The 11,775-nt window shown below is 68.1% G+C and carries 8 protein-coding genes; 6 read left to right on the forward strand and 2 right to left on the reverse strand.

What is annotated here, in order from left to right:
* Nucleotides 1–3 precede the first annotated feature (3 nt).
* Nucleotides 4–1,590: an amidohydrolase gene (locus PU630_RS15805; RefSeq protein WP_275278017.1), complete on the forward strand. Its 1,587-nt coding sequence runs from the start codon at nucleotides 4–6 to the stop codon at nucleotides 1,588–1,590.
* Here PU630_RS15805 and PU630_RS15810 read toward each other — a convergent pair whose 3' ends face one another.
* Nucleotides 1,591–3,492, reverse strand: a complete 1,902-nt coding sequence (locus PU630_RS15810; RefSeq protein WP_275278018.1) for an alkyl/aryl-sulfatase — start codon at nucleotides 3,490–3,492, stop codon at nucleotides 1,591–1,593.
* Nucleotides 3,493–3,670: 178 nt separating this feature from the next.
* Between PU630_RS15810 and PU630_RS15815 the strand changes: the two genes are divergently transcribed.
* Entirely contained in the window at nucleotides 3,671–4,834 is a 1,164-nt protein-coding gene (locus PU630_RS15815; protein WP_275278019.1) for a CaiB/BaiF CoA transferase family protein, read from the forward strand.
* 10 nt (nucleotides 4,835–4,844) lie between these two features.
* Here the strand turns inward: PU630_RS15815 and PU630_RS15820 are convergent, their stop codons facing one another.
* On the reverse strand, nucleotides 4,845–6,320 hold the full coding sequence (locus PU630_RS15820; RefSeq protein ID WP_275278020.1) for a PucR family transcriptional regulator: 1,476 nt from the start codon (nucleotides 6,318–6,320) through the stop codon (nucleotides 4,845–4,847).
* Nucleotides 6,321–6,393: 73 nt separating this feature from the next.
* Between PU630_RS15820 and PU630_RS15825 the strand changes: the two genes are divergently transcribed.
* From PU630_RS15825 to PU630_RS15840, 4 genes are read left to right on the forward strand one after another with little or no spacing between them, the layout of a single operon-like run.
* Nucleotides 6,394–7,509 (forward strand): S-methyl thiohydantoin desulfurase family protein, encoded by a 1,116-nt coding sequence (locus PU630_RS15825; protein WP_275278021.1) that lies wholly within the window; start codon nucleotides 6,394–6,396, stop codon nucleotides 7,507–7,509.
* Nucleotides 7,506–9,089 carry a hydantoinase/oxoprolinase family protein gene (locus PU630_RS15830; protein WP_275278022.1) on the forward strand — a complete coding sequence of 528 codons (1,584 nt, stop codon included), beginning with the start codon at nucleotides 7,506–7,508 and terminating at the stop codon, nucleotides 9,087–9,089. The genes PU630_RS15825 and PU630_RS15830 overlap by 4 nt, the downstream gene beginning before the upstream one ends.
* Before the next feature lie 44 nt (nucleotides 9,090–9,133).
* Nucleotides 9,134–10,726, forward strand: a complete 1,593-nt coding sequence (locus tag PU630_RS15835) for an ABC transporter substrate-binding protein (protein ID WP_275278023.1) — start codon at nucleotides 9,134–9,136, stop codon at nucleotides 10,724–10,726.
* Between the two features lie 5 nt (nucleotides 10,727–10,731).
* Nucleotides 10,732–11,772, forward strand: a complete 1,041-nt coding sequence (locus PU630_RS15840; protein WP_275278024.1) for an ABC transporter permease — start codon at nucleotides 10,732–10,734, stop codon at nucleotides 11,770–11,772.
* Nucleotides 11,773–11,775 lie beyond the last annotated feature (3 nt).

The following is an 11,775-nucleotide window of genomic DNA, read 5'->3' on the forward strand; positions in this document are numbered from 1 at the left end:
GGGATGACGACGACGAACGCACAGCTCTTCACCCACGCGAAGGTGTTCACCGGTGCGAGCGAAGACGACTTCGCCACCGCCTTCCGTGTCGTGGACGGCCGATTCGGCTGGGTCGGTGATGCGGCCGAGGTCGCGGGTGAGCCGTCGACCGATCTGGGTGGACGCACGGTGCTTCCCGGACTCATCGACAGTCACACGCATCCGGCACTGATGGTCGCTCACGGTACCGAGGTCGAGTGCTTCCCGCCGGTCGTGGCATCCATCGACGAGCTTGTCACGCGGCTGCGCGAGCACCCCGACGTCGGCGCCGGCGACGGCACCTGGATCCTGGGCCGAGGATTCGACGACACGAAGTTCCCCGGCGGACGGATGCCCACCGCGGCGGACCTCGACCGGGTTTCGACCGATCAGCCCGTGCTCGTGTGGCGCTGTGACGCGCACTCCGCGGTCTGCAACTCCGTTGCCTTGCGGATCGCCGGGATCGCGGCTGCGACACTGGACCCGGCCGGAGCCCGATTCGAACGGAATGCCGACGGCAGTCCGTCGGGGGTGCTCACCGAGATCGCGGCGGTGCAGGCGGTCGCCCAGCACATTCCGTCGCCACGCCATGAGGAGATGGTCGCCGCGCTGGTGACGATCGCCGATGAGTTCGCCTCCCGCGGGATCGTGGCCGTGTGCGATCTTCTCTCCACACGCATCGACGATCCGCTTGCCGTGTTCCGCCGTGCGGCGGCGGCCGGAATGCGAACGCGGGTCGCGCTGTACCCCGGGTGGGACCCGTCCGCACCGCTGGTGGATCTGCACGCCACCGACCGTGACGGACAGGTGCGCGTCGCGGGAGTCAAGGTGGTCCTGGATGGCGCCTATTCCAACCGCACGGCGTGGGTGCACGAACCATATCCCGACTCGTGCGACCACGGCTTGCGCTTGGTCGGTGACGACGAGGTGCGCGCGGCGGCGGAGTGGGCCCGCCGCAACCGCGTGCAATTGGCGGTGCACGCGATGGGTGATCAGGCGCTGGATCGTGTCGTGGACCTGTTCGGAGGCGACGAGCCGTGGCTCGACGGCATCCCTTCGGTGCGCATCGAACATGCGACGGTCGTCACGGACGCGTATGTGCGTCGATTGCGCGAAGCGCGGATGACGTTCGGGATCGCGACGCACACGGTCTTCTTCTTCGCCGAATACGACGGGTATGAGAAGGCACTGCGCACGCGGGCCGATGCCTATCCGATCCGCCGGTTGTACGGCGCGATCGAGCCGCTGGCGCTGTCATCGGACCGCCCGGCCACCGCGTGGAGCGGCGCCGATGATGTCATGCTCTCGATCGAGGCAGCTGTGCGGCGCCATGCGTACAACGGCGCGGATTTCGGCCCGGATGCCGCGATCAACGTCGCGCAGGCGGTGCTGCTGTACACCGGCCGTGCGCGGCTGCTCTCCCCGCTGGCGGGCGTGGGCGTGATAGCGCCCGGCTTCGACGGCAGCTTCGCCGTGCTCGACCGGGATGTGTTCACGGTTCCCGAAGACGAGATCGCGGACGTCCGGGTCGCCGAGACCTGGATCCGGGGAGAGCGCGTCTTCGCACGCTGATCACGGCGCGGCGTGCGGGTCGGTGATCGAGAAGTCTCCGGCGAAATCGTCGAGAAGCCCGAACAGCTCCTGAACCGGCCCGGCCTCGCCGTCGATCCGTGCCTCGCCCGACGCGAGGGCACCCTCCAGCGTGAGCGAGCCCAGGGACAATCGCGCGAGCGTTTCGTGCGCCGCGATCAGGCACGGCCCTTCGGCGTCGATCCTGACGGGCCCATGCCACAGCACGGCCCGCTCGAGCCGGACCTGACGGTCCTGATCGGGGCGGTCCGTAACGCACATGGTGAAGTGGATGCTGCGCCCGGCCGCGCGCGGGCCGTTCACCCGGATGGCGACGAAGTCGAGCAGCAGTCCCATGTCCATTCCGTGCGCCATCTCCGCGTTCGAAGCCTGGAACGTCGCCGCAGGAGGGGCATCGCCGCGCAGCTCTGCGGCCGCGAGGAGGTAGAAGTTGCGCCACGGTCCCGACTCGCTCCGGTAGCCGAGCTGCTCGAAGACGTCTGCCTGCAGGTGCCGGGCCGTCGCATGCGACGGCCCGGCCGCTATGGCGTGCTTGAGGACGTCGGCAGCCCAGCGGAACTCGCCGCGCGCCACAGCTTCTGCCGCAAGGGCGCAGACAGCATCGGGGCCACCGAGCGCTGCGACGTAGTGCCGCCCGAGCTCCGCCGGGGGAAGCGGGTCGAGATTCGCGGGGTTCGCGTCGTACCAGCCGAGGTAGCGCTGGTAGACGGCCTTCGTGTTATGACTGAGCGAACCGTAATTTCCACGATTGCCGGCGCGGTCCAGCTCCGGCGGCAGGGTCAGGACGTCGGCGATCTCGGTCGGGGTCAGACCGTGGTTGGCCAATCGCAAGGTCTGGTCGTGGATGTAGCGGTAGAGGTCCCGTTGTTCCGCGATCCTTTCGCGCACACGTTGCCGGCCCCATACCGGCCAATGGTGGCTGATGAACATGACGTCGGTATCGTCCCCGAACAGCTGGATGGCCTCATCGAGGTACCGGCTCCACGCGAGCGCGTCGCGTACCTGCGCGCCGCGGAGCGTGTACAGGTTGTGCATGTGGTGTGCGACCGTCTCAGCCATGCACAGCGCCCGCAGGTCGGGCAGATGGATGTTCACCTCGGTCGGCGCCTCTGCGCCCGGCGTGAATTGGAACACCATCCGCACGCCGTCGATCCGGAGCTCCTCGCCGGTGCGCTCAACGATGGTGTTCGGTTCAACGAGGCTGATCCGGCCTGAGGGCAGCGTGATTCCCAGCCCCGCCGAGACCTGACCACGTGGTCCGGGCGGGAGGCGCCTGCCGAACATGAACTGCGAACGGCGACTGACGGCGACCCCCGAGTTCACGTGCTCGACGACAGCGTGGTGAACGAACCCCTCCGGCGCGATCACGGGAATCCGAGTGGCGGTCTCACCATCGATCACCCCGCCCGCGCCGCCGAAGTGGTCGATGTGCGAACGGGTGTACAGCATCCCCGTCACGGGGCGGTCGCCCAACTGGGTGCGCACCAGATCCATCGCGGCGCGTGCCGTCTCGACGGTGGTGAGCGGATCGATCACTATATAGCCGTTCTCGGCGAGGATCACGGTCATGTTCGAGATGTCGAAGCCGCGCACCTGGTAGATGTGCTCGGTCACCCGGAACAGGCCGTGCCGTCGATTCAGACGCGCCATCCGCCACAGGCTCGGGTGCACGGTGTCGGGCGCATCCTGGTCGAGGAACGAGTATGCGGTGAGGTCCCAGACCACGTGACCGCGCTCATCGCGAAGGGTGAGCGGGTCGGTCGTCGCGAGGAAGCCGCGCCCGGCTTCCACATCGTCGCGATCGTCGGCGAGCCAGTCAGCGGCGGCGGCGGTCCGGTTGCTCGCGACCGTCGTCGCGGCCGCCGCCCCACGGTGAGAACTCACGTCGTCCTCCTTCTCGTCGCAGCCAGGCTACGACGACGCGCGTCGCGGGTCCCATGGTCCATCGACCGCCTGAAGACCGCCCGATATGTACGAAAAGCCCATGCCGCCAGAGCTGCGGATCCCGTTATCGTCGCTGACACGGCTGCGGCGCCGTCCCGTCGCGAGCGCGAGGAGGACCATGCAGCGGCGTGAGAACGAGGCGCACGAAGATGCAGACGTCTTCCGACCTTTGCGCGGCATCCGAGTCATCGATTTCACTCGTCTGTTGGCGGGGCCCTACGCCACCATGACATTGGCCGAGCTCGGCGCCGATGTCATCAAGGTCGAGCAGCCCGACATCGGCGACGAGACGCGGCATTGGGCGCCACCGTTCGTGCACGGCGCGAGCGCATACTTCCACGCCATCAATCGCGGCAAGCGCAGCATTGCTCTGGATCTGACCGATCCGGCCGACCGGAAGGTCGTCGACGCACTCATCGGCACGGCGGATGTCGTCGTCGAGAGCTTCCGCCCCGGTGTGGCCGAGCGGCTCGGCGTCGGGCCGGAACGCGTGTGCACACGTCATCCACGTGTCGTCTACGCCTCGATCAGTGGCTTCTCGTCCACGGGTCCGCTGTCGGCCGACCCGGGGACCGCTGTCACCGTGGAGGCGGAGTCGGGACTGATGTACGTCACCGGCTACGAGGGCGCCGATCCGGTGCGCTCCGGGGTGGCGATGGTGGACATCGCCACCGGGATGTCGATGATCAACGGCGTGCTCTCCGCGCTGCTGGAGCGTGAACGGACCGGACGCGGGCGCCGGCTGGAGGTCTCGCTGTTCGCCACGGCGATCAGCTCGCTGGGAACCGTGATAGCGGCAGCCTCTGCGGGCGGGCCACCGGCGCGGCCGTGGGGCAGCTCGCACCCGTCGATAGTGCCGTATCGGTCCTTCCGCGCCGCGGACGGCCACGTCGTGCTCGGTGCCACGAACGATGCCATGTTCGCCCGGCTTGTGCGGGCTCTCGACCTGGAGGACGAACTGGGCGGTCCGCGCTGGCGTGGGAACGCCGATCGCGTTGAGGGTCGAGCCGAGCTCGAAGCGGTTCTCGCCCAGGTGACGGCGCGTCTTCCGCTCGACGAGCTCGTCGAGCGACTTCGCCGAGAGCGCGTGCTGGTTGCGCGCGTGCGGACGCCCGAAGACGCGGCACGCGGTGAGCAGTCGGCGGCTCTGGATCTCGTCTACGAGGACGAGGGCATCTCGATCGCCCGGTCCGCACTCGGGGTCAACAACACCGGACGGCTGCCCCGTGCGCCGCGCCTCGGCGAGCACTCGGACGCACTGCGCGCACAGCTGGGTCTGTGACAGCCACCGCTCACGCTTCGGCCAGCAGTCTCACGCGGCAGGCGAGCTCCACCGCGAAACGGATGTCCGGGTCATCCAGATCCAGGTCGAGACGCTCCCGGATACGCCGCATCCGATACGCGACGGCGTTGGGATGCAGCATCAGGATCCGCCCTGCTTCGGCCAGCGAGTTCCGTGTGCTCAAGTACGCCAGCAGCGTCCGGATCTCGGTCATCGCCCGCTCGCCGCCGAGTTCGTCGAGGGGATGCAGCACGTCATCGAGCAGACTTCGGCTCGTGGGCGACGTGTAGAAGTCGAGCAGCACCCGGCGGAGCCCGGTCACGTCCGTCGTCTCGACGCCTCCCAGACGACCGGCGGCGACGGCGGTGTCGGCGGCGACGCGAGCCTCCGCGGCTGACTGTCGTAGACCGCCGGGTCCTCCCTGCGGAGTACCGAGTCCGAGCGTGTACGTCCACTCGGGGCCCGCCAGCGATATCGCGTACTCCTGGACCAGAGCGGCGGTCTCGCGGAGTCGTCGCTGATGATCGCCGGCACCATGTTCCTCGGTGCAGACGATGAACGCGTCATCCTGGATGTGAGCGATGTGCCAGAGTTCGCCGCGGTCGTCGAAGAGCCGCATCGCGAAGAGCTCCACGGCGGGCTGGATGCTGCGTGGCGGACGCAGCTCAGGATCCGAGCGATGCCGCGGACGCATCCAGGCGACAGCGTGCGCGAGCTGGAGCGGAAGGCCGAGTCGGGCGGCCGGAGCGATGAATGCATCCACGCGGGATGCCTCGGCCATCGTCAACTCCACGATGAGGTCTGCCCGCGACTGGTTCGGGCCGAATCTGTCGCGCATCTGCCGCTGGATCGAGCGCGACACCAGCGACGCGATCACCGGTATCGCCGTGGCCGCCGCTTCGTCTGGCTCCAGCGCCTGTACCCGCGCGATCGGCACCTCTCCGACGAAGATCGCCGAGGTGTCGGTCCACGCCGCGCCGGGATCGTCGTCCATCGCGAGGGTCACCCCCAGTGCGTCCGAGGCGGCGGCGAGGATGCTCTCGGGCGTCGGCGCGGCCCCATCGGCCGCCACGATGGCGCGCTCCACGGCGAAACCGGCACGGGTCATCGCCTCCGCCGCGCCGCCGACGAGGACCCGGTCGATGGCCACGGCCAGATCGGGCGCCGATTCCCCCTCGGATGTGAGGACGGCCACACTTCCGCTGTCAGCGAGAGCAGCGGCGGTCACGGCGAGCGTGAATCCGCGCGGGAACACGATCCCCGCCAGCCGCTGCGCACTGGCTCGCCGCAGGGCCACGTCGACGAGATACGGGGCGGGGATGTCGCCGCTGACGATGGCGAGCGTTCCGCGTGTGGATGCGGGCAGCGCCGCGAGGTCGAAGACCTCCACGGCCGTCACCGGCTCGGCGTCGGCCGGGCCGGCGACCAGGCGCAGTCCGAGTCGGTCGGACTGGCGAAGCAGATCAGCGATCGTGCGTTGTGGCACGAGCACAATCTAGAGGATTTCTCAGTGTTGTGGACACATTGTCTTGGGCGTGATGGCTTTCTATGGTCGTTGCATGGTTCCTCATCCCGATGGGTCGACGCCCACGCTCGTACCGGCCCTGACCGAGGTCGGCCCGGAGGACGTTCCGGCGCTTGCGGCCGGTGCAGCGATCTTCGGCACCGGTGGCGGCGGCGCCGTGCACAATGCGTCGCGCATCGTGGAGCGCACGCTGCGCGACTTCGGACCCGTACAGCTCATCGGCGTCGAAGAGCTGTCGGAGGACGACGCCGTGATCATGATGTCGGGCGTGGGTGCTCCCACTGTCGGGATCGAGATGCTGTCGTCCACGGCGCAGCCGGAGACGCTGCTGCGAGAGGCGCAGCGCACATTGGGACGCAAGATCACGGCGATCATGCCGGCCGAGATCGGTGGCAGCAACGGGGTGTCCCCACTGGGCTGGGCGGCGCGCCTGGGCGTGAAGGTGCTGGATGCGGACGGCATGGGTCGCGCCTTTCCCGAAGCGACCATGATCTCGCCCAACGTCGCCGGCGTGCGATGCGAGTTCTCGGTGCAGGCCGACGTGGTCGGCAACGTGGAAGTACGGCGCCCGATCGATCTGAAGTGGCTCGAGCGGCACGCTCGGGCCGGCGTGGTCGCCTCCGGCGGCATCGTCATGGCCGCGCATTACCCGCTGAGCGCCGATACCGCGCCCGGAGCGGTGATCCCGCGAACGATCAGCCGCGCGGTCTCCGTCGGTCAGGCACTGCTGACGGCCTCGAGTCCTGTCTCCGCGGTGGCCGACGTCCTCGGCGCCGACACACTCATCACCGGCAAGATCGTCGACGTCGCCCGGCGCACCGAGGGCGGTTTCGTCCGCGGCTCATTGACGATAGCGGGCACCGGCTCCGATCGGGGCCGGCTGCAGCGGATCGAGTTGCAGAACGAGAACCTGGTCGCCCTCGAGGATGGTGAGGTGCTGGCCAGCGTGCCTGACCTTATCTCGATCCTCGACGCCGAGACCGGGCACGCCATCTCCACCGAGATGATCCGTTTCGGTCAGCGCGTCGCCGTCATCGCCTGGGCGTGCGACCCGCTGTGGCGCACGGATCGTGGCCTGGAGCTGGCCGGCCCGCGAGCATTCGGCTACGACCTGCCCTATGTCCCCTTCGAGCGGAAGAGCACCCGGTGACCCACGAGCGCGAACTATCCATCGGCGTCGACGTCGGCGGCACCAACACCGACGCCGTCGTCCTCGACCAGGACGGAACCGTGTTGGCGGCGACCAAGCAGCCGACGACCGCAGACGTCGTCGGCGGCATCCGCGCCGGTGTCGCCCGCGTGCTGGACGAGATCGACGACCGACGACACGCCGTCAAGCGGGTCATGCTGGGCACCACCCATGCGACGAACGCCATCGTGGCGCGCCGCTCGCTCGCTCGGGTCGCCGTGGTACGTCTGGGGGCGCCTTCCGGAACGGAGTGGCCCCCGCTGAGCGATTGGCCCGACGATCTCTCGCACCACGTGCTCGCCGGGTCGGCGATGCTCGGCGGCGGTCACATGCTCGACGGGACACCGATCATGCCACTCGACCGTTACGGACTGCTGCGCTTCCTCGACTCGATAGAAGGTCGCTTCGATGCGGTGGCGGTCACCGGAGTCTTCAGCCCGTCGTACCCCGACCAGGAGCGCGAGGTCGACGCGATCATCCGCGACCACATCGGCCCGGACGCGCGCATCTTCCTCAGCCAGGACATCGGCCCCACGGGGCTGATCGAGCGCGAGAACGCGACGGTGCTCAACGCCGCGCTGCACCGTGTCGCGCACGACGTCACCCATGCCCTACTGGCCGTCGTCGAGGAGCAGGGGCTGGATGCCGTCACGTTCTTCGCGCAGAACGACGGCACTCTGATGTCGCTGGATTTCGCCGAGAACTTCCCGGTGTTGACCATCGGGTCCGGACCGGCGAATTCCATCCGCGGCGCCGCCTACCTGTCGGGTGCACAGGACGCGATCGTCGTCGACGTGGGCGGCACCACCAGCGACCTCGGCGTCGTCGTCAACGGCTTCCCGCGGGAATCCACACTGCCGCGCGAGATCGGTGGCGTGCAGACGAACTTCCGTATGCCCGACATCCTCTCCGTCGGCATCGGTGGCGGCACGATCGTCGATGTGGCAAGCGGACGGGTCGGGCCGGGGTCGGTCGGATACCGCATCGACCGCGAAGGACTGCTGTTCGGAGGCTCCATACCGACCCTGACAGACGCTGCGGCTCTGAATTCCAGCCCCATTCCCGGGAGGTCACTGCCCACGGTGGACGGGCGCACTCGGGACGCGCTGGCCGCTTCCCTCGCCTTCGTCGCCGACCGTCTGGAAGCGGCCGTCGAACAGCTGTCCCTCGGCCGGATGGATCTGCCACTCGTCGTCGTCGGCGGAGGCGGTTTCCTCGTCCCCGACGAGCTGAGCATCGCCACCGAGGTGATCCGGCCCGCCCACGCCGGCGTCGCCAACGCGGTGGGTGCGGCAATCTCTCTGGCCGGAGGCCGAGCCGAGCACATTGCCGACATCGAGGATCGAGAGGCCGCCATTGAGGCCGCCTCCGAGGCCGCCATAGCGAAGGCCATCCAGGCCGGGGCCGATCCGCTCAAGGTCGAGGTGGTCGAGGTCCTCGAGACACCCATCTCGTACACCACGCATCCGGCCGTCAACGTCTCCGTGAAGGCCGCAGGCCCGCTGTCCCGGCTCGGGACGACGATGCCCGCCCTCCCCTGATCCGTAAGACCTGCACCATCACCACCCGAATGAGGAGAAATGCAATGAAGCGCAGTATCGCTCTGCCGGTGGCCGCCGGACTCGTCGCTCTCGCGTTGTCGCTCGCGTCGTGTTCCGGGTCGACCGGAACCGGAACCGGCGGAAAGGACGAGTACGTCTCCGGCGGCACTTTCACGCTCGCGGTCGGAAACGACCCCGGCGATCTGAACCCGTTCAAGGCCGTTCAATTCGAGACGTGGGACTTCGTCGCGCTGACGTACGAGAGCCTCATGTACATCGACCCGGACGGCAAACAGGTCCCCTGGATGGCCTCGGACTGGACCGAGAACGGCACCACCGCGACCTTCACGATCAAAGACGGCATCACCTGCGACGACGGTACCAAGTTCACCGCCCAGACAGCCGCCGACAACCTGAACTACAATGCCGACCCGGACAACGCCACATTCTCGTACGGCTCATCCATCGACGAGAGCGTGTCGGCGACCGCCGACGGCAACACCCTCACCGTCACCAGCAAAGAGACGAACCCCTTCCTCGCCGTCAACGTCGGCACCATAGCGATGGTGTGCGCAGCCGGACTGAAGGACACCTCCACACTCTCCGACGGGGCCAACAGCACCGGCCTGTACAAGCTGACATCGGTCAAGGCCGGCGACACATACACGTTGACCAAGCGCGACGACTACACATGGGGACCGGACGACGTCACCAGCGACACCGTCGGCCTGCCCAACACGATTCGGTTGCAGGTGATCCCGGACGAGAGCACGCGCGCGAACCTGCTGCTGTCCGGCGACCTGAACGCAGCATCGGTAGCGGGAGCCGATCGCAGCAGACTGGATGCCGCGGGACTGAGCTCGGCGGATGTACGCAACTCCGTCGGCGAGATGCTCTTCAACGAGCGGGACGGGCGACCCTTCAGCGATCCGCTCGTGCGCGAGGCGCTGACGCTCGCCCTGAACCGTGAGGAGATAGCTCCCGTGGTCGCCGACGACGCCGAGATTCCGGCCGTATCACTGATCACCAAGAGCCCGTTCCTCTGCGTGGCGGACAAGCCGAATTGGACGCTGCCGGACACCGACCTCGACAAGGCGGCCCAGCTGCTCGATCAAGCGGGCTGGTCGAAGGGAGCCGACGGCAAGCGCAGCAAGAACGGAAAGCCGTTGACCATCAAGTTCATCTACGACGCGGCGACCTCGTCGCACGCCGCTGCCGCCGAACTCGTGCAGAAGACGTGGAACCAGCTCGGTGTGACCACAAAGCTGTCGGCGAACGACGCGGCGGACTGGTCGGACCAGCTGTACTCGACCTTCGACTGGGACACCGGATGGATCCAGATAGCACCGGGTGGTCCCGTCGTGCTCTCCACGTTCTTCGCCGGGGCGACGCCTGAAAAGGGCGGACTCAACTTTATGTTCGTCGACAACCCCGAGTACAACGCCCTGGCGGCGAAGGCGAAGAAGACCGCCGATGCCGATGAGGCGTGCTCGATCTGGCAGGATGCGGAGAAGGAGCTCATCGACCGGGTCGACGTCTTCCCGCTCACCGACCAGACCCTGCCCACTTACCAGTCAGGCGCGGTGTTCGAGAAGCCGAACGAGCTGCAGCCGACCACCATCCGGATGCTGAAGTAGCCACGATGGCCGATCCGACGCTCGTGACCACCGAGGTCCGTGACACGACCACGGCCGCTCTCGCGGTGCGGTCGGACGCTCGTCGGCGCACAGGAAGGCTGTCCCCTCGGGCAGCCTTCCTGCTGCGTCGGATCGGTCGACTGGCCATCGCCCTCATCGTCGTCGTGGTGGCATCCTTCTTCCTCATCCACCTGATTCCCGGCGACCCCGTGCGCGCCGTGCTGGGACCGGATGCGACCCCCGAGCTCGTCGCGGCGACGCGCAGCGAGCTCGGACTCGACAAGCCCCTCGGCATGCAGTTCGTCGACTATGTCGGAGGTCTGCTGCGCGGGGACTTCGGGGTCTCGATCCGCACCCATCGGCCGGTGGCGGACATCCTCGCCCAGCGCTTCCCCGTGACGCTCACACTCGGCGCGGTGTCGTTCATCGTCGCCGTGCTCGGGGCGCTGCCGGTGGGCATCGCCGCCGCGGTCTGGTCGCGATCCGGACGTCGGAGGGCGGGGAGCATGGGACTGTCGGCGATCCTGGGCGTGCTCATCGCCGTCCCCGACTTCCTTCTCGGCGTCGGATTCGTGGCCCTCTTCGCTGTGACGCTGGGCTGGTTGCCCGCGGCCGGCTGGGGCGACCTGTCCCAGGCGGTGCTTCCCGTGCTCGCACTCTCGCTGGGTCCGATGGCGTATCTGGCCCGCATCGTCCAGGTCGAGATGGTCGCGGTCCTGGGGATGACCTACATGACCACGGCACGCAGCAAGAGGCTCCCGGCGCGGCTCATCCACCTCCGCCACGCGCTGCCCAACATCGTGACCGCCTCGCTCACGGTCGGCGGTCTCGTGCTCGCCGGGCTCACCGCCGGCACCGTGCTGATCGAGACTGTCTTCGCCGTGCCCGGAATGGGAACCACGCTGGTATCCGCGGTCAGTGCGAAGGACTATCCCGTCGTCCAGGGGGCGGTGATCGTGTACGCGCTGATAGTGCTGGGCGTCAATCTCGTCGTCGACATCATCCTCGTCACCATCGACCCGCGGTCATCGATCACGGAGGGCTGAGAC

Source organism: Microbacterium horticulturae (genome assembly GCF_029094505.1).
In the GTDB taxonomy this organism is placed as follows: Bacteria; Actinomycetota; Actinomycetes; order Actinomycetales; family Microbacteriaceae; genus Microbacterium; species Microbacterium horticulturae.